This window comes from Bacteroides sp. HPS0048, from assembly GCF_964240755.1.
GTDB classification, from domain to species: domain Bacteria; phylum Bacteroidota; class Bacteroidia; order Bacteroidales; family Bacteroidaceae; genus Bacteroides; species Bacteroides nordii.
On sequence record NZ_CAXSVC010000020.1, the window covers coordinates 35,025 to 54,184 of the forward strand.

General features: G+C 41.5%; 16 protein-coding genes. 5 read left to right on the forward strand and 11 right to left on the reverse strand.

Annotated features, from left to right (window positions below; translation table 11 throughout):
- Window positions 1–326 precede the first annotated feature (326 nt).
- From ACESQI_RS15565 to nagB, 5 genes are all read left to right on the forward strand, one after another.
- Window positions 327–1,064, forward strand: a complete 738-nt coding sequence (locus ACESQI_RS15565; RefSeq protein ID WP_373126538.1) for a LiaI-LiaF-like domain-containing protein — start codon at window positions 327–329, stop codon at window positions 1,062–1,064.
- A 9-nt stretch (window positions 1,065–1,073) separates the two neighbouring features.
- Window positions 1,074–1,898, forward strand: a complete 825-nt coding sequence (locus tag ACESQI_RS15570) for a LytTR family DNA-binding domain-containing protein (protein ID WP_373126540.1) — start codon at window positions 1,074–1,076, stop codon at window positions 1,896–1,898.
- Window positions 1,899–1,945: 47 nt separating this feature from the next.
- Window positions 1,946–2,920, forward strand: coding sequence for a TIGR01212 family radical SAM protein (locus tag ACESQI_RS15575; protein ID WP_256143126.1), 975 nt, complete (start codon window positions 1,946–1,948; stop codon window positions 2,918–2,920).
- Window positions 2,921–3,035: 115 nt separating this feature from the next.
- A complete protein-coding gene (locus ACESQI_RS15580; protein WP_002559382.1) occupies window positions 3,036–4,229 on the forward strand; it encodes an FprA family A-type flavoprotein in 1,194 nt (397 codons plus the stop codon).
- Window positions 4,230–4,321: 92 nt separating this feature from the next.
- The gene (nagB, locus tag ACESQI_RS15585; protein ID WP_002559383.1) at window positions 4,322–5,134 is read left to right on the forward strand and encodes a glucosamine-6-phosphate deaminase; all 813 of its coding nucleotides are present in this window, start codon (window positions 4,322–4,324) and stop codon (window positions 5,132–5,134) included.
- 82 nt (window positions 5,135–5,216) lie between these two features.
- On the opposite strand, the gene ACESQI_RS15590 is transcribed toward nagB, so the two are convergent.
- The 11 genes from ACESQI_RS15590 to prfA form a co-directional block, all read right to left on the reverse strand.
- Window positions 5,217–5,831 carry an L-threonylcarbamoyladenylate synthase gene (locus tag ACESQI_RS15590; RefSeq protein WP_002559384.1) on the reverse strand — a complete coding sequence of 205 codons (615 nt, stop codon included), beginning with the start codon at window positions 5,829–5,831 and terminating at the stop codon, window positions 5,217–5,219.
- A 127-nt stretch (window positions 5,832–5,958) separates the two neighbouring features.
- Window positions 5,959–8,469, reverse strand: coding sequence for an AsmA-like C-terminal region-containing protein (locus ACESQI_RS15595; RefSeq protein ID WP_373126542.1), 2,511 nt, complete (start codon window positions 8,467–8,469; stop codon window positions 5,959–5,961).
- A 129-nt stretch (window positions 8,470–8,598) separates the two neighbouring features.
- Complete coding sequence (locus ACESQI_RS15600; protein WP_373126543.1) at window positions 8,599–10,641, reverse strand: ATP-binding protein; 2,043 nt, start codon at window positions 10,639–10,641, stop codon at window positions 8,599–8,601.
- Between the two features lie 61 nt (window positions 10,642–10,702).
- A complete protein-coding gene (gene miaA / locus ACESQI_RS15605) occupies window positions 10,703–11,602 on the reverse strand; it encodes a tRNA (adenosine(37)-N6)-dimethylallyltransferase MiaA (RefSeq protein ID WP_196039628.1) in 900 nt (299 codons plus the stop codon).
- 93 nt (window positions 11,603–11,695) lie between these two features.
- A complete protein-coding gene (locus ACESQI_RS15610) occupies window positions 11,696–12,256 on the reverse strand; it encodes a hypothetical protein (protein WP_002559388.1) in 561 nt (186 codons plus the stop codon).
- A gap of 146 nt (window positions 12,257–12,402) precedes the next feature.
- Window positions 12,403–13,170 carry an acyl-ACP--UDP-N-acetylglucosamine O-acyltransferase gene (gene lpxA, locus ACESQI_RS15615; protein ID WP_002559389.1) on the reverse strand — a complete coding sequence of 256 codons (768 nt, stop codon included), beginning with the start codon at window positions 13,168–13,170 and terminating at the stop codon, window positions 12,403–12,405.
- A 77-nt stretch (window positions 13,171–13,247) separates the two neighbouring features.
- A complete protein-coding gene (locus tag ACESQI_RS15620) occupies window positions 13,248–14,633 on the reverse strand; it encodes a bifunctional UDP-3-O-[3-hydroxymyristoyl] N-acetylglucosamine deacetylase/3-hydroxyacyl-ACP dehydratase (RefSeq protein WP_002559390.1) in 1,386 nt (461 codons plus the stop codon).
- 3 nt (window positions 14,634–14,636) lie between these two features.
- Window positions 14,637–15,680, reverse strand: coding sequence for a UDP-3-O-(3-hydroxymyristoyl)glucosamine N-acyltransferase (lpxD, locus tag ACESQI_RS15625; RefSeq protein ID WP_002559391.1), 1,044 nt, complete (start codon window positions 15,678–15,680; stop codon window positions 14,637–14,639).
- A gap of 140 nt (window positions 15,681–15,820) precedes the next feature.
- Window positions 15,821–17,050: an HD domain-containing protein gene (locus ACESQI_RS15630; RefSeq protein WP_007484179.1), complete on the reverse strand. Its 1,230-nt coding sequence runs from the start codon at window positions 17,048–17,050 to the stop codon at window positions 15,821–15,823.
- A complete protein-coding gene (gene pyrF, locus ACESQI_RS15635; RefSeq protein ID WP_256143131.1) occupies window positions 17,047–17,880 on the reverse strand; it encodes an orotidine-5'-phosphate decarboxylase in 834 nt (277 codons plus the stop codon). The genes ACESQI_RS15630 and pyrF overlap by 4 nt, the downstream gene beginning before the upstream one ends.
- Before the next feature lie 120 nt (window positions 17,881–18,000).
- Complete coding sequence (gene prfA, locus ACESQI_RS15640; protein WP_002559394.1) at window positions 18,001–19,113, reverse strand: peptide chain release factor 1; 1,113 nt, start codon at window positions 19,111–19,113, stop codon at window positions 18,001–18,003.
- Window positions 19,114–19,160 lie beyond the last annotated feature (47 nt).

Here is a 19,160-nt window from a genome sequence, read left to right on the forward strand (position 1 = left end):
TGTGCATGTGGAGCAGCTTTACATGTACATCTAAAACAATGTTCCCCGGTGAGAAAAGGAACCTTCCCCGGTGACCTAACCAACGAACGTCGGTGAGGGTATGCCGGAACGAGTGAATCTTGTCGCTCTCCCCTAACAGATTGGCTGAACGAGGAGCAGATTTCTTTCTTTATTTCCCTGTTTCGCCGGATATACTCCTGCATTCATCGATTTTTGCACGGAAATAAACGGTAAAGTGTTCCCGAAAGTCCCTGAACAGTTTATCTTTGCAACATCAAATAGTAAAACTCGAAACGTATCATCGAATTAAAATAGAAAATAGAATTATGGAAAAGAAATCTACATCTCCTTCGGGGTTGACGGGCAGGCAACTGGTGGCCAGCATTTTTATAGCCTGCGGAATTATGCTGTTGGGTCGTAATCTGGGATTTATTCCCAATGATTTATTTCGTATCGTTGTATCCTGGCCGATGCTTTTGATTGTGCTGGGGGCCTATTCGATTCTTCGCCGTCAGATGTTCACCGGATTGATCTTGTTTGTGGTTGGTTTTTGTTTCATTATGCCTCGTCTGGGGTGGTTGCCTTGGATGCCCGTCAATGCGGGTGCAGTGCTTTGGCCTGTTGTATTGGTATGCCTGGGCATCTTCTTCTTTTATCGTCCCAATCGTCATAAGGAGTGGAAAACGCGGGGCGAACAGACTTTCGGTAATAAGCAGACCAGCTCGGCCGATGGCTTTGTGCGCTCGGACAATGTATTCGGGGGCGTAAAGCAGGTGGTACTTGATGAGGTATTCAAGGGGGCAACAATCCGTAACACTTTTGGTGGAACTGTGCTCGACTTGCGGCGTACAAATATATCCGAAGGGGAAACCTACATTGAAGTAGAATGTAATTTTGGTGGGATAGAAATTTATGTGCCTCTCGACTGGCGGGTTGATTTGCAAGCCAATGCTTTTCTGGGAGGTTGCGAAGATAAACGTATTCCGGGAGTAAATATAGACCAAAGCCGCAGCCTTGTAGTAATGGGAAATGTCTCTTTCGGAGGAGTAGAAATTAAAGGCTGATAAACGAAGATGCAAGCACATCCTATAATGGAATCTTCCCGACGATGGATACCTGTTTTGTTGATGGTATTAGTTGCCATAGGGGTACAGGCATGGCTGTTGACAGCTTATGCCGGTGTTGACTTATTGTCTGCACTTGTGGACGGAGCGGTTTCGATAGGACTGTTTTGTGGTTTGGCTTATTTATCATGGTTTGTTATCGGTTTTGTATCATCGGTGCAAACAGAAATAATAGTATCCGTATTGGCGATACTCTTTTGGCTGGCGGGCGGATTTGCCTTGCAAGGATGGATTGAGACGATGGCCGGAAGTTCTTATTTACCTTTTGCCGAAACCCTGCCGTTCCGGGCACTGGTTGGTGCATTGTGCTGGACGAATGTAATGATGTGGTACAAATATTACTCTTTGCAGGCACTTCGTCTTCCTGCCGAAGAAATAGCGGAAGTTGAAGACCGGCAAAATGAAGAAGAAGCTGCGGATGCTTCTTCTCAATCGGTGGAAGAATATCTGGATCGCATCACGGTAAAGGATGGAGCGCGTATTCATCTGGTGGCAACGAATGATTTAATTTATGTTCAGGCGTGTGGAGATTATGTTACATTATTTACTCCAGAAGGGCAATTCGTAAAGGAACTGACAATGAAGTATCTTGAAAAACATCTGCCTGTAACCCAATTCGTACGGGTACATCGATCTACCATCGTAAACGTGGCGCAAATATTACGTGTAGAACTTTTCGGGAAAGAGACTTACAGATTGCTGCTAAAGAACGGAGACAAGCTCCGGGTGAGCCTTTCCGGCTATAAGCTGCTGAAAACACGATTAGACTTGTAGTATTCCCCGGATTTTCTTATGTTTGTTCTCTCTAAGCAACGAAGCATATGACTGAGCAACCTTTATACAACGAATTCCCGCAGTTTCTGAGGCGTTATTTCCCTTATAAAGTACAGAAAATATCCCTGAATGCCGGTTTTACCTGCCCCAATCGGGATGGAACCAAGGGGCAGGGAGGTTGCACGTATTGCAACAATCAAACGTTTAATCCGGAATACTGCCGGACCGAAAAAACGGTCTCCGTACAGTTGGAAGAAGGAAAACAGTTCTTTGCCCATAAATATCCTTCGATGAAATACCTTGCCTATTTCCAGGCATACACCAACACCTATGCGGAACTCGAAAGTTTAAAACGGAAATATGAAGAGGCGCTGAGTGTTGACGGGGTAGTAGGTCTTGTCATCGGCACTCGTCCGGATTGTATGCCGGAGGATCTTCTTCGTTATCTTGAAACACTCAACCGCCAGACTTTTCTTCTTGTGGAATACGGCATTGAAACTACTTGTGATGAAACGCTGAGGCGTATCAACCGGGGGCATACTTATGCCGCTACTGTGGAGGCGGTGCGACGTACAGCCAGTTGTGGTATTCTTACTGGCGGGCATGTGATTTTAGGACTCCCGGGAGAGTCTCATGAGGCTATTGTGGCGCAAGCCGACGTGCTTTCAGAATTGCCGCTTACCACTTTGAAAATGCATCAGCTACAGTTGATCCGCGGCACACGTATGGCTCACGAATATGAACAAAACCCTTCTGATTTCTACCTTTTTAATGATGTGAACGAATACATAGATCTTGTAATAGATTATGTGGAACATCTACGGCCCGATCTCGTCATAGAGCGTTTCGTCTCACAGTCTCCCCGTGAATTATTAATAGCCCCCGACTGGGGATTAAAAAATTATGAATTTACAGCCCGAGTTCAAAAAAGAATGAAAGAAAGGGGGGCATATCAAGGCAAGAGATACGGAGTTACGAAAAAAAAAGTATCTTTGCAGGACGGAATGAATAATGATCAATGATTAATGTTTAATGATCAATGGACTGTGCTATTGTACATGGTATTGATCATTAAACATTAATCATTAAACTTTGATTTTAAACATTATTCATTAATCATTAAACATTAATTTTAAGATGGAACAGAAAACAAGAATTAAAGGAAACGTCCATTATGTAGGAGTAAACGACCGTAACAAACATCTCTTCGAGGGGATGTGGCCGCTGCCATACGGAGTTTCATATAACTCTTATCTGATTGATGATGAAATGGTAGCTTTGGTCGATACAGTAGATATCTGCTATTTTGAGGTTTTTCTTCACAAGATAAAGCAAGTGATTGGTGAGCGTCCTATCAACTACTTAATTATAAATCATATGGAACCGGATCATTCGGGCTCGATCCGGCTGATCAAACAACATTATCCTGATATCGTAATTGTAGGTAACAAGCAAACCTTTGGAATGATTGAGGGCTTCTATGGGGTAACAGGTGAACAATATCTGGTGAAAGACGGTGACTTCCTTGCATTGGGAAAACACAAACTTCGTTTTTATCTCACTCCAATGGTGCATTGGCCGGAGACAATGATGACTTTTGACGAAACAGATGGCATTCTTTTCTCCGGAGATGGATTTGGCTGCTTTGGCACGTTGGATGGTGGTTTCCTCGATACCCGTATCAATACAGATCACTATTGGGATGAAATGGTACGTTACTATTCTAATATAGTAGGAAAATATGGTAGTCCCGTACAAAAGGCTTTGCAAAAACTGGGCGGACTGCCTATCTCTGTAATTTGCTCTACTCATGGTCCGGTGTGGACCGATAATATTCCGAAGGTAATAGGTATCTATGATAAACTGAGTCGTTATGATGCCGATGAGGGTGTGGTCATTGCCTATGGAAGTATGTACGGCAATACCGAGCAAATGGCCGAAGCTATTGCTGCGGAACTGTCGGCACAAGGTATTAAAAATATCGTAATGCATAACGTAAGCAAGACCAATGCGTCTTATATCCTGGCAGATATCTTTAAATATAAAGGGTTGATCATCGGTTCGCCGACGTATAGTAATCAGATATTTCCGGAAATAGAGTCTTTACTTTCGAAGATATTGATACGTGAGCTGAAAGGACGTTACCTGGGATTGTTTGGTTCTTTCACCTGGGCAGGTGCTGCCGTGAAGCGTATGGCTGAATTTGCTGAAAAGAGCAAGTTTGAAGTAGTGGGAGATCCGGTAGAGATGAAACAGGCGATGAGGGACATAACTTACGCGCAGTGTGAAAATCTGGCACGGGCAATGGCGGAGCGCTTAAAGAAGAATTAAGGAGAGTTATAAAGTTATAGAGTTATAAGGTTATAGGGAAGGTTATAACTCTCCCTATAACATTATTACTAACCGATTAAAAATATAAACTTATGAGATTAATTATTCAGCCGGACTATCAGTCCGTATCTTCGTGGGCAGCCCACTATGTTGCTGCTAAAATTAAGGCAGCCAATCCTACAGCAGAGAAACCATTCGTATTGGGATGTCCTACAGGTTCTTCTCCTCTGGGCATGTACAAAGGACTTATCGATTTGAATAAGAAAGGTATTGTTTCTTTTGAGAACGTAGTCACTTTCAACATGGACGAATATGTAGGATTGCCGAAAGAACATCCCGAAAGTTACTACTCTTTCATGTGGAATAACTTCTTTAGCCATATTGACATCAAACCGGAAAACACGAATATCCTTAATGGAAACGCTGCTGACCTGGATGCTGAATGTGCCCGTTATGAAGAAAAAATAAAGTCATACGGTGGTATAGATCTTTTTATGGGTGGTATCGGACCGGACGGACATATTGCGTTCAATGAGCCGGGATCATCACTGACTTCACGTACCCGTCAGAAAACGCTGACTACGGATACAATCATTGCTAATTCACGTTTCTTTGACAACGATATCAACAAAGTGCCTAAGACTGCTTTGACAGTAGGTGTGGGGACTGTCCTGTCTGCAAAAGAAGTGATGATTATCGTGAATGGTCATAACAAAGCTCGCGCATTGTATCATGCAGTAGAGGGAGCTATCACTCAGATGTGGACAATCAGTGCATTACAGATGCATGAGAAAGGTATCATCGTTTGTGACGATGCTGCTACAGAAGAACTGAAAGTAGGAACATATCGCTACTTCAAAGATATCGAAGCCGATCATCTGGATCCAAAGTCTTTGATTAAGTAAGAATTAGAAGTTAAAAATTAAAAGCTGCGTAGTAGGAATTATTTATCCACTGCGCAGCTTTCATTTTTTTAATCTTCCGGTTTTAATTCTCTTCCAGTATTCCTTTGGCCTGCCGGACTATTTCCGGGCTTCCTTCTGTACAACTAACCACTGTTGACGGTTCTATTCCTCCTATCCCTCCATCAATCACGAGGTCTACTATCTCTCCGAACTTTTCGTCTATCAGTTCCGGATCTGTTGCATATTCCAGGTCTTCATGTGCTTCGTGCGGTAGGGTAGTTGTCATAATCGGTGCATCAAGCAGGCGGGCTATCTCACGAATGATATTGTTATCCGGCATGCGAATACCTACTTCTTTCCTGTTTCGAAAGATCTTGGGAAGCCGGTTTGTCCCGTTCAGAATAAAGGTGAATGGTCCGGGCAAATTACGTTTCATCAGTTTGAACGTATTGTTATCAACTTTCGCGTATTCACTGATACTGCTCAGGTCATAACAGATAATAGAAAGATTATTCTTACGCGGATCAATCTCTTTGATACGGCAAATACGTTCAATGGCACGCTCTTTCAATCCATGACAACCAATTGCATACATCGTATCGGTAGGATAGATGATGAGGCCGCCATCATTCAAAATATCCACCACCTGTTGCAGGTCTTGTGGATTATTATTCTTTTCGTAAAGTTTCAGAAGCATGATAAGTAGTGGTTAGTGATAAGCGATTAGTGATAAGTGGTTAGTGATAAGTGGTTAGTGATAAATGAATAGTGAGTTATATCACTACACCGCATGGCACTAATCACTTATCACTAATCACTAACCACTATTTTAGTTTTTTCTTTAAGAAGTCCAGCGCCTTTTCGGCAGCTTTTTCTTTTACTGCCTCTTTCAGGTCCTCTTTATTATTTGTAGCGGCAGAGTCCAGTCCCAATTTCTTTCCTAACTCACTGATTGCTTTATCAGCTACGGCTTCTACCGCCTGGTTTGCCATACTCTTTGTGTCAATAGACACTTTGGGTGAAGTAAACGATCCACCAATCTTCAGGTCGAGTGTTGTCAGCTTGGCAAGGTCGCCTGCAGAAGCGGGTAGTTTGATTTTACCGGAATAGTCTATTGTCTGATCCAATCCGGTGCTTCCGGAGAGGTTCATTACATAGTCACCCAGTTTGATGTCAAATGGTTGTGTCGCCACTCGCCCGTCTTTGATGGTGAAATCCAGCGTCATATCTTTTACTTTCATCTCCTTCAAATCCGGTTTATTCACAGCTTCAGCTATTTGGTCAATCACTTTTACTCCGCTCAGACTGAGGTCTTTGGTAGAAAGACTTCCGTTACCCTGCATTGTTTCGAGCACAGGACTCATTGCGGCATCCAGAATGGTTTGTATCTTCATACTACCGGAGAAGTTGCCTTTTAGATTTTCGAAGATAGGGGCGAGTTGTTGTACCATATCAAGCTCCTTGTATGTCTGGGCAAAGCTCAGGCCGTTGAGTTTGAATCCTGCATTCATCTCCGGCTTTTTAACATCAGCCGTAGAGTAATAGCCGTTCATAACCACATTGCCACCCATCGTGTTCATAGAAAGATTCTTCATATCCACCTTCCCGTCTTTAACGACCAACTTTCCATTCATATTAGTGAAAGCCATTTTATCAAATAGTACCTCTTTCAGATTAGCATCCATTTGGAAATCAATATTACGGGGCACTTCAATGATACCACTTATACTATCTGCCGGAGTAGTTGCCACCTGTGTAGTGGTGTCTGCTGTGGCTGTCATGAAATCATTCAGGTTGAGATGATTGGAGCGAATATTGAGTGTTCCTTTTAGTGTCGTTCCTTTCAGTGCATAACCCAGATAGTTTTCAAAACGGCTATCGGCAGTCAGATCGTTCTTACCGATATTGACGGTTGTTTCGCTCAGTTGCAGGTACTTGGGAGTGAATGTAAAGAGTGACTTGTGGATATCTATATCCGGCATATCCTTCATCTTCAGTTTCATTGAGGTGAGGCCGATTGTTCCGGAAGCCTGTACACGTTCATACTGTTCTTTTTCGATGTACGACATTTTTCCGGCGAGTTGCATGTCTGCATTGATAGTACCGTTTAACTCCATATCCTCCAATGGATATACCTGTTTGATCATGCCCAGGTTGAGTACTCCTTTTGCTTCGGCATGAAAGTCCGGATCACTGATCGGTGTTTTTATTTCGGCAGTCACGCTGAACGGATTTCCGGCGAGTCGGAAACTAAACGGGCGAATACTCACTGTAGTGAGGTCAATAGCCCCTCCCGGATTTTTTATTTCTGCATTGATGTTAATCTGATCTACACCTGCCGGAAGAGAAGGATAACGGAACATGGCATCTTTCACTGTCATTGCTACATTGAACTGAGGTACAATGCTGTCACCTACCATCGTACCTTTTATGTCAGCAGAAAGTGTGGCAATACCCTCTGTCTTCAATCCTTCAAAATCTTTGGCATAAATAGCAGGGATCAGAGATAGAATTTCTTTGAACCCTACTTCATTGGTGTTCAGTTTGAGGTCCATGTCTATGGCAGGATCTTTCAGTGCTACCCAACCATCGATACCTGCTTTGATAGCATTCAAACGGAATTCATTCTCTTTCAATGTATATTTATTGTTGGCGAGATCGGCATCTACATCCATTTTTGCATAAATATTGGCATTAGAAAGGAAGGGGATGCCGTTCATCTTATAGGTTAACGCTTCCGTTTCTGCTTCCAGTTGTAAGGTCGTACGGTCGCTTCCCAGGTCTCCTGAGCAAAGTGCATTCAGATTACGGATATCTGCATACATATTTGCCTGACGGTCATCGTATATGAGATTCATATTTTTGATAACAAACTGTTGAAGTTGTATCTTAAACGGAGAACTGCTTGATTCTTCTGCAGTATCGGTAACTGTACTGTCGGGTTTCATTACGTCCCAATTGGGCCGGCCATCTGTAAGTACAATGGCATGTAGCCGGGTGTCTGTTATTTGTACTTTAGAAATGTCGTAACCACTATCTCCAAAAAGAGAGAAAAGGTTGATAGCTGCTGTTACTTCACCCGCTTGTACAAGGGTGTCTTTTTCAAATTCGCCTACACCACGCAGCCAGAAATCATTGAGAGTGACTGATGCCTTGGGGAAGTTACGAAACAGACTAATATCCAGACTACCGAAGTCAAACTGTGCATTAAGCATCTTGTTTCCTTCTGTTTTTACAATGCTTTCTATTTTACCGCGGAAAGCAAAAGGAAGAATAAGCATCAGCAGCAGGAGTGCTCCTAATGTGATTGCTGTAATTTTCAGACCTTTTTTCATGTTTGCAGGTTTTTGATTAAACATATTGAGATAGCAAAGCTACTGATTTTTTTTTATTTATCAGTCTGTGACTTACGAATTTAAGTCACAGATTAATAAAATTGAGAAGGAGATAAATGGTATTTATATCTATGCAAGTGAGATTTTTGCTACTATTTTTGTACCGGCATTTATGTGCGATATCAGTTCAAACGTACCCTTGATGGATTGAATACGTTGTGCTATGGTATGCAGCCCGATTCCTTTCGTTTTCTTTTCTGTATCGAACCCTTTGCCGTCATCTTCTATTGTAATAGAGAGTTGATGATCTTCAAGTTTCAGCTCTACTGATATTTTGTGGGCTGAAGCGTATTTTATTGCATTGTTAATAGCTTCCTGAGTTATTCTGTAGAATTCAAAACCAATCTCTGAAGGGATACTGTTCCAATCCGTACCCGGAGTTGACCGGTACTCAGCTTTTGTTTTTTCAGGCAGATTGAGGTGAGTTATGAAATCTTCCAGCATTTCGTCCAGTGTTGCATATTGGAATGTAGGAGGCATCAGTTCATGTGAAACTGTACGGACCCGATTGCGTATTTCTGTCAGCGTCTCTACTATCGTTGGTGTTGCACCCTCTAGCTCTTTATACTGTGCCCGTATTTGTATTTCAAGCGCCATAAGATTGTTACATACATCATCATGAAGTTCGGTTGCCAACCGTTCCCGTTCTGCTTCCAGACCTTCAAGATAAGATTGTACATGACGTTGTTTGGACTCATTGAGAATGGTTTGAAACTCGTTTTCTTTTTCTTCCAGTTTAGATTTTTGGAGTTCAATCATTAAATCTGCTTCCTGTTGCTTTAGTTCTGCAATTTGCAATAAATGAGCATTCAGTTTTTGACGTGAGCGATGACGAATCACTAACAGAATAATAGTGATTAATGCCAGTATTATCATTCCTATTGCAAGCAGGTTGACGCGTTTTCTTTGTTCGTTGAGCACTGAAAGCTGTTTTACGCTACGTTCAGCCTGATCTAAGTTATACTTCACACGTAGTGTGTTTATTTCTTTCCGATTATTTTTATCGTTTAGGCGGGTGGCATAATCAATTGATTTGCGTTCTGCTGCCAATGCCTTATCATAAAGTTTCTGTTCTTCATATATTTGAGCTAATATCTGATAGGAAGAACTAATAGATTCATCATAATTAATTTTCTTCTCTTCACTCAGCGTCTCTAACTTTTGTAATCCTGCCAATAAGTTCTTTTCTGCCTTTGGGTAATCTTTCAGATAGAATGAGATGGTCCCCGAAATGAAAAGGATTCGGGCATCTGAATCTAATAACTTTGGATTTATAAGCTTTTGTCCTGTGGCTAAACATTTTTGTGCTTCTGCTATTTTCCCTTGCAAACAATAAATAAGTGCTTGTGAGAGATAATTATCGGCAATCTGGTATCCTACATCATACGGATTATCTGTTGTGTTGTAAACATCAAATGCCAGATTGTTGTAGATAGCAGCAGAGTCTAAATAAGCTGTGTTTTCCGTGTTTATGTAATGCGCATAATAATACTGTGATTGTACAGTTAGTTTTAAAATATGCTGAAAGGGGAAATCAACAGGAGAGTGCTCCATATCTTTCATCAATTCGGCTAATCCTTTTTCATCTCTCCATAGAATATAGATCGTGGACAAATCATAATAGACATCTGTCAGGATACTTGGCTTTTGCTCATTCTTATTAAAATATTCAGCAGCTTTGTAATAATTCTTTTGAGCTTCGACAAAATCAGTTTGTGCCATATAATAATTCCCTGCTACAAAATGCATCATGCCCGAAATATTATTGTTGGCAAATTTTCCGTCATAAACAAATGCACTGTCCAGATAATTTTTAGCGATTTCCATATGGCTCAACTGGGTTCTGAAGAGAGAGATAATGGAATATAAACGCGTTACAACAGCTTTATCTTCCAGATTTTTTGCTTCCGGAATTAGCTGCTTCATTACTTCAATCTGGTGCTCACGCGAAAGGTACTCTATATCTCCGGTCATGTAATATCGTTCTAACACAGGAATAGATTTGTCTTTCATGATAGTCATGATAGAATCATACTGTTGTTGTTCTTTATTTTGTGCATGAACGGTGAAAAACAAAAGGATATTGAGACAAAGGAGTATTAATCTCTTCATAATAAATGTATTTAAGTCTGTGTTAAAAAGGAATCTAAGAGTCTTTTTGAATACTTGTTTCTTATTGTATTTTTGTGTTGATATAATCCAGTATTTCAGTTTCCTGTTCAGGGTGAAACCATTGTATCTCTTCGTCCCGCTTGAACCATGTCATTTGTTTACGCGAGTAGATACGCGAATTTTGTTTTATCTTTTCGATGGCAAAAGGCAGTTCCCAGGTGCCATCCAGATAATTGAACATTTCTTTGTATCCCACGGTGTTGAGCGAGTTGAGAGTACGGTAGGGATATACGCTTCGTGCTTCTTCAAGCAATCCTTCTTCTATCATGATATCTACCCTGCGGTTGATACGGTCGTAAAGTTCGGCACGGTCACGGGTCAGTCCTACCTTGATAATGCGAAAAGGGCGTTGCTTTTTTTGTTGCGTACGAAAAGAGGTATAAGTCTTCCCTGTCATGTAACAAATCTCAAGCGCATGAATCACGCGTTTGGGATTCTTTAGGTCTACTATCCTGTAATATTCGGGGTCTAATAGTTTTAGTTCTGCACAGAGTTTTTCGAGTCCTTCCGTTTCATATCTCTGTAACATCAGTTCGCGGGTTTCCGTATCTACAGTGGGGATATCATCGATACCTTTACAGATAGCGTCTATGTACATCATAGAGCCTCCTGTAAGGATAACAGTGTCATGTTGGCGGAATAAATTGTCAAGTGTGGCTAATGCTTCTTCTTCATAACGGGCAGCACTGTAATAATCTGTCAGTTTTAGAGTGCCTACCAGATAATGAGGTGCACGATTGAGTTGCTCTGAGGTAGGAGCTGCTGTACCTATTTTCAAGTCGGCATAGAGTTGCCTTGAGTCGGCAGAAACAATGCTCGTGTGGAAGTGTTCCGCCAACCGGAGACTAAGTTCTGTTTTTCCAACGCCGGTAGGACCTATGAGGACTATGAGAGTTACCATTATTTTAGTTGAAAGTTGATAGTTGACAATTGACAATTACTATGCAGCGTACAGCTGCTAACTGTCAATTGTCAACTATCAATTGTCAATTAATTAAAGTTTTTCTTCTTCGAACGTTCCTACATCTGCAGCACTGCCGCCCATGTCAAAACCATCGGCATCAAAGTCTTCCAGATCAAAGTCCTGATCGCCATAAAAGTTCTCGTCCAGATCGAGTGAACCGGTGCTGGCAGCCATTTCCTCAAAGTCCATAATCTGTTTAGGAGCTTCTCCGGACTTCTTGGTGCATTTGGCACCTTGCATATCTTTACCGGTGATGATTTCAGATAATTCGATAAAGAAACAACGTTCTGTCATGTAGTCAAATACATAGAGTAATTTTTGTTTCTCATCTTCAATCAGCTCGCTCAGAGTGGTATCTTTCATTACCCAACTATCCATCTCAGGATTATCGTCCATCTCCTCCAAAGTGACTTCTTTTTCTTTCTCCCAGTCGTCGTCACAAAGGAAGAATGAGGTCATCTGGTCATTAGTGTAACCTGTTGATTTTAGTATCGCTTCATGGAGGTCATAAAACGTTGCTTCCGGATCAATCTGTATTTCTCTGATAAAATTATCTACTTCATCAGATATGATTGTAAATCTGTATATCATAATGTTATAAAGTTATAGAGTTTTAATGCTATAGTGTTATAATTGTTATAAAGTTATAGGGTTCTAAAGTTATAGTTATTATAGTGAGTATAAAGTGTATAATGGTTTTATAACTCTATAACTTTATAACATCATAACCTTATAACTTATTTTATAATTCCACGTTCTGAATTGCGAATAAATCCTACAATATATTCAATTTCCGGGCTCATTGGAACATCCGTCTCTATTTTAGCCAATGCGTCTGTAATATTCAGTCCGCTTTGGTAAATGATGCGGTAGGCATTGTGAATGTTTTCTATTACTTCGTTGCTGAAACCACGACGGCGCAAGCCGATGATATTAATGCCACTATAAGTAATTGGTTCACGTCCGGCAATAATGTAAGGAGGGATATCTTTACTGAAACGGCTTCCTCCTTGTATCATTACATATCCGCCTACACGGCAAAATTGATGCATTAGTACGGCACCACTGATAATTGCGTTGTCATCAATAATGATTTCTCCTGCCATTTTCGTAGAGTTTCCAATGATACAGCCATTGCCAATAATAGCATCATGTGCCACATGTACTCCTTCCATCAGCAGGTTATTATTACCTACAATTGTTTTACCTTTGGCTGCTGTACCGCGATTGACAGTTACATTCTCACGAATGATATTGTTATCACCAATTTCGGCTGTGGTTTCTTCACCACGAAACTTGAGATCCTGTGGGATAGCACCAATCACAGCACCCGGAAAAATGGTATTTCCGTTGCCGATGCGAGAACCGTATAGAATGTTGGCATTGGGCATAACGGTATTGTTATCACCAATAACCACGTTTTTGTCAATGTAAACAAAAGGACCAATCTCTACGTTTTCCCCGATCTTAGCCTCGGGATGAATATACGCTAAGGGACTTATCATAATTAGTTGAGAGTTGAGAGTTGAAAGTTAAGAGTTGAAACAAACAGTATTTCAACTCTTAACTTTCAATTCAGTAATTATTTGTTTTTTACTATTTGAGCCATAAATTCCGCTTCGCATACTACCTTTTCACCTACAAATGCGTACCCTTTCATTGTAGAGATACCACGGCGAATAGGAGCGAGTAATTCTACACGGAAGATAAGAGTATCACCGGGCACTACTTTCTGACGGAATTTCACACCATCTATTTTCATGAAATAGGTAGAGTAACGGTTCGGTTCGTCTACAGAGTTGAGCACAAGCAAACCTCCAATTTGCGCCATTGCTTCTATTTGAAGAACACCCGGCATTACCGGTTCTTCGGGGAAGTGTCCTTGGAAAAATGGTTCGTTGGAAGTAACGTTCTTGATACCTACGATATAGTTAGCACCGATCTCGATAACCTTGTCTACTAACTGGAACGGATAACGATGAGGAAGCAGTTCGCGGATGCGGTTTACGTCCATGATCGGTTCTTCGTTACAATTGTATATGGGAGCCTGTATTTCGTGCAAACGAATTTCTTTACGCATCTGGCGGGCGAACTTATTGTTGATGGTATGCCCCGGACGAGTAGCTATGATACGGCCTTTAATAGGTTTGCCGATAAGGGCAAGATCACCAATAACATCCAGAAGTTTGTGACGGGCACATTCATTAGCCCACACCAACGGTTTGTGATTGATATATCCTAATTGTTCGGCATCCATATGGGGAACTCCCATTATATCTGCCAGTTTATCGTAATTCTCCTGTGACATCTTGCGTTCGTAAATGACGATAGCATTGTCCAAATCACCACCTTTAATTAGTCCGGCCGAGAGAAGCGGTTCGATTTCGCGAACAAATACGAAAGTACGGCTGGCAGCCACTTCGTCTTTGAACTTGGCCATGTCTTCCAGTGTAGCAAACTGATTAGGGATGATAGTCGAATCGTAAGAAACCAGTACATTCAGACTGAAGTTTTCGTCTGGCAATACGATAATAGACGATCCGGTTTCTTCATCACGGAATTCAATTTTTGATTTAATGATATAGAAGTCTTTTACAGCACTTTGTTCTTCTGTTCCGACTCTTTCAATTTCTTGTACGTAATATTGTGCACTACCGTCCAGAATAGGGAACTCCGGACCATTTACCTGAATGAGGCAGTTGTCGATGCCTAAGGCGTAGAGTGCTGCCATTCCATGTTCAACGGTGCTTACTTTTACTCCATTCTTAGACAATACAGTACCGCGGGTTGTTTCTGTTACGTTGTCTGCTACAGCATCGATAGTGGGGTGTCCTTCTAAATCAATGCGTTGTATTTTATACCCGTGATTGTCGGGGGCAGGATTAAACGTTACAGTCAGGTCAAGACCAGTGTGAAGACCTTTTCCTCTCAGTGAAAAGCTATCTTTCAGAGTTTTTTGTTTCAGCATTGGTTACTTATTTAATAGTTGTTGTTTTAGTTCGTCAAGCTCTTTACGCAGACTATTTACTTCTTTCTGCAGTTCAGGCAGTTTTTTTTGTATGATGAATGACTTGAAATATTGTTTGGGTTCTACAGGAGGAGTACCTATCAGCAGACTACCGGCTTTGATATTTCCCGGTACGCCCGATTGTGCACCAAGATTCACTTTGTCACCTATCTTGATGTGTCCTGCGATACCGACTTGTCCGCCAAACATACACCATTCTCCTATTTTAGTGGATCCGGCGATACCCACTTGAGCTGCCATTACAGTGTGAGAACCTATTTCGTCATTATGAGCCACTTGTATCAGGTTGTCCAGCTTAACACCGCTATGTACTACGGTAGCTCCCATTGTGGCGCGATCTATACAAGTATTGGCACCTATATCTACCTTGTCTTCAAGGATTACAATTCCTATTTGAGGGATTTTTTCATACCCTTGGGGGGTAGGGGCGAAACCGAAACCGTCTGCACCGATAACCGCACCGGAGTGTAGAACACATTCATTACCGATGTGACAATCATGGTATACGTTTACGTTGGAGTAGAGGGTACAATTGGTGCCTATTTTCACACCATCACCTATATAAGTATGTGGATAGATTAAAGTATTGTCTCCGATAATGGCATTCTCACCGATATAAGCAAATGCTCCGATATATACATTTTTACCAATATTGGCACTTGGAGATACGAATGCCAGCGAATCTATACCTTGCTTCTTCGGTTTGCTCATTTCATAGAGATTGAGCAATTTAGCAAGACTCTCGTAGGCGTTGTCTACTTTGATCAGTGTGGTCTTTATATCATGTTCCGGTTCAAAATCTTTGTTCACCAGTACAATACTGGATTGTGTCTCATATATATAAGATGTGTATTTCGGATTGGAAAGAAATGAAATCGCTCCGGGTATTCCTTCTTCTATTTTAGCGAACGTATGTACGGTTGCGTTTTCATCTCCTATAACTTCACCTTGGATAAATGCTGCAATTTGCTTAGCCGAGAACTCCATGTCTTTACTCTATTATTATATGATTTTTTTCCGTTTTTAATATAGCAAATAGAGGCTACATTTGCACGTATATCTCTATCAGAGCACAAATAACGGACTTTTTTTTTATATTTCCTTACTCTTTAATGAATATTTTATACCTACTTATGCAAACGATGGTAACAGATATAGTATTTCTTTACCTTTTTAGAGAGCAATGAGATATTCAACATATCCGATGCTTCGGCTATATTTTTAATAGTGCCGTCCTTATAAATGATATCAATACTGTCATCTGCCGGTTCGTACATATTCTTTTCGATGCTGGGGGTAGAAACAAAATAGTTCGCTTCGGAAAGTGGGATGTTTAGTTGCTGGCTTATTTGCAAAGTTAATTCTTTTTTCCGTTCTTCACTAATGGGGACAGGAGAAATTTCAACTTTGAAAACATTGCGATTGATCATTCCGAGGCTGAGTGTGGAGAGCACTTTGTCCGGATGATTACTCCATACTTTAAGAGAGGTCCAGATGTCGTTGTCGTCCAATTGGATAAAATTCTCCAGACATTCAGGATCATTACGGAATGTATCGGGGCTGATATTATTATACAGAAAGAAATGAAACGCTGGTGAGGCGAATAATTCTACTCCTTGACTGGCAAGTTCCTTAGCACGCAATAAGGTACTGATAAGCATCCGTTCATAGGCAACTGAGGTTTTATGCAGATATACTTGCCAGTACATCAAACGACGGGCTGTGAGAAAGTTTTCGATCGAATAGATGCCTTTGGATTCAACAACGAGGTGATCATCGGCCACATCAAGCATCTTGATGATACGGGCCGAACCGATGTTCCCCTCTGTGACACCGGTATAGAAACTGTCACGTCGCAGATAGTCCAGACGGTCCATGTCGAGTTGCCCACTGACGAGTTGGTGAAGGAAACGTTTGGGATATTCGTCTTTGAATATCTGGATGGCAAGGCTGAGTTGCCCGTTCATTTCTTTGTTCATGCGTTCCATAAGCATGAGGGAAATCTCTTCGTGAGATACATCCTTCACGATAGTATCTTCGAGTACATGTGAGAAAGGGCCATGACCGATGTCGTGTAACAGAATAGCTGCTTGTACAGCTTCTGCCTCACTGTCAAAGATGAAGTTCCCTTTGGAAGCAAGCTGCATGATAGCTTCGCTCATCAGATGGAAAGCACCCAATGAATGTTGAAAGCGGGTATGCTGTGCTCCGGGATATACCACGGACGACAAACCTACCTGTTTGATACGGGTTAAACGTTGCAAAAGGGGATGCCGTACGATATCGTACAGAAGCCCCTTTGGTATGTTGATAAATCCAAATACAGGATCGTTTATTATCTTTCTTTCGTAAGTCATAAGGGAGTGATCACTCTTTTCAGCTCTTTTTCCATTTGCATTTGTACTTCCTGTGCTGCTTTTCTTGCGGCTTCTGCAAATTTTTCTGTTTTATCTACATAGATAATACCACGGGAAGAATTTACGATTAGCCCGCAGCTACTGTTCATACCATATTTACATACTTCTTCGAGTGAACCGCCTTGTGCTCCTACGCCTGGTACAAGCAGGAAGTGGTTGGGAACGATTTTGCGAATGTCTTCAAAAGCACGTCCTTGAGTAGCACCTACTACATACATCATTTGTTCGTCATTGGCCCATTCTTGTGATTTACGCAGCACTTTTTCGAAGAGACGTTCACCATCAGTATCCTCTGTCAGCTGAAAGTCATGTGAACCCTTGTTACTGGTAAGAGCGAGAAGGATTACCCATTTGCCTTCGTAAGTGAGAAATGGTGTCACGCTATCTTCACCCATATATGGGGCTACTGTGACAGAGTCTATGTTCAGTTCTTCAAAAAATGTACGGGCATACATAGCAGATGTATTACCGATATCACCACGTTTTGCATCTGCAATGATGAATTGGTCCGGATAATTTTCTTTGATGTATTTTACTGTTTTCTCAAAGGCAATCCAACCTTTTACACCCATGCTCTCATAGAAAGCTAAATTGGGTTTGTAAGCAATACACAGGTCGGAAGTTGCGTCAATTATTGCTTTATTAAAAGCGAAGATAGGATCTTCTTCTTTGAGAAGATGTTCAGGTATTTTCTTGATATCTGTGTCGAGACCAACGCAGAGGAATGATTTCTTACGTTTAATGTTCTCAAATAATTCTAACTTATTCATTTTGAAATAGGGATTAGGGGTTAATGATAAGTGATTAGTAATTAGTGATTAGTGATTAGTGCTATGCAGTGTAATAGCGCAACCACTTATCACTACTCACTAATCGCTACTCACTATTTGCTAAAGTTCGCTCTCTTTAAGTCGTTCTGTATTCTCTGCTACCGTCAATTTATCGATGCATTCCTGGATGTCTCCGTCCATGAAAGCAGCTAAATTATAGATGGTATAGTTGATACGGTGATCGGTAATACGACCTTGCGGATAGTTGTAAGTACGGATTTTGGCAGAACGGTCACCGGTAGAGACCATTGTCTTACGTTTGGAGGCAATGTCGTCAACATACTTTTGGTGTTCTTTATCATAGATAAATGTGCGCAGACGGGCAAGGGCACGTTCTTTATTTTTGGGTTGGTCACGGGTTTCAGTACATTCAATAAGTATTTCTTCGGCTACGCCTGTATTTGGATTTTTCCAGATATAACGCAAGCGAACGCCGGATTCAACTTTATTTACGTTCTGACCACCGGCACCACCGGAACGGAAAGTGTCCCATTTAATTTCTCCTTCGTTGATAACAACATCAAACTCTTCGGCTTCGGGAAGTACAGCTACAGAAGCAGCAGAGGTATGCACACGACCTTGTGTTTCGGTGGCAGGTACACGTTGCACCCGGTGTACACCGGATTCGTATTTCATAGTTCCGTATACATTATCTCCCGTGACACTGCAAATAATTTCTTTATATCCACCTGCGGCTCCTTCATTGGCACTGGATACCTCTAATTTCCAACCCTTAGTTTCACAGAACTTGGCATACATACGGAAAAGATCACCAGCAAAGATTGCAGCTTCGTCACCACCTGTACCGCCACGAATTTCAAGGATGGCATTTTTACTGTCTTGCGGATCGGCAGGTACGAGCAATAGTTTGATTTCCTCCTCCAATTCGGGCAGACGCTCCTGACTCTTATCTAACTCTTCTTTAGCCATTTCACGCATCTCCGTATCCGATTCGTTGGAAAGTATATCTTTGGCTTCGTCGATATTGGCCAGGGTCTGTATATATTCCTTGCGGGCCTTCATCAGGTCGTCAAGTTCTTTATATTCTTTGGTTAGTTTTACATAACGCTTCTGGTCGGCAATCACTGCCGGGTCGGTGATGAGGGTCGATACTTCCTCAAAACGGGCTACGAGGCCATCTAATTTCTCTAATATGTTATTGTTATCTGTCATAAGAATGGGGAATAATGTGCTAATTCAATAATGTGCAATATGTCAAT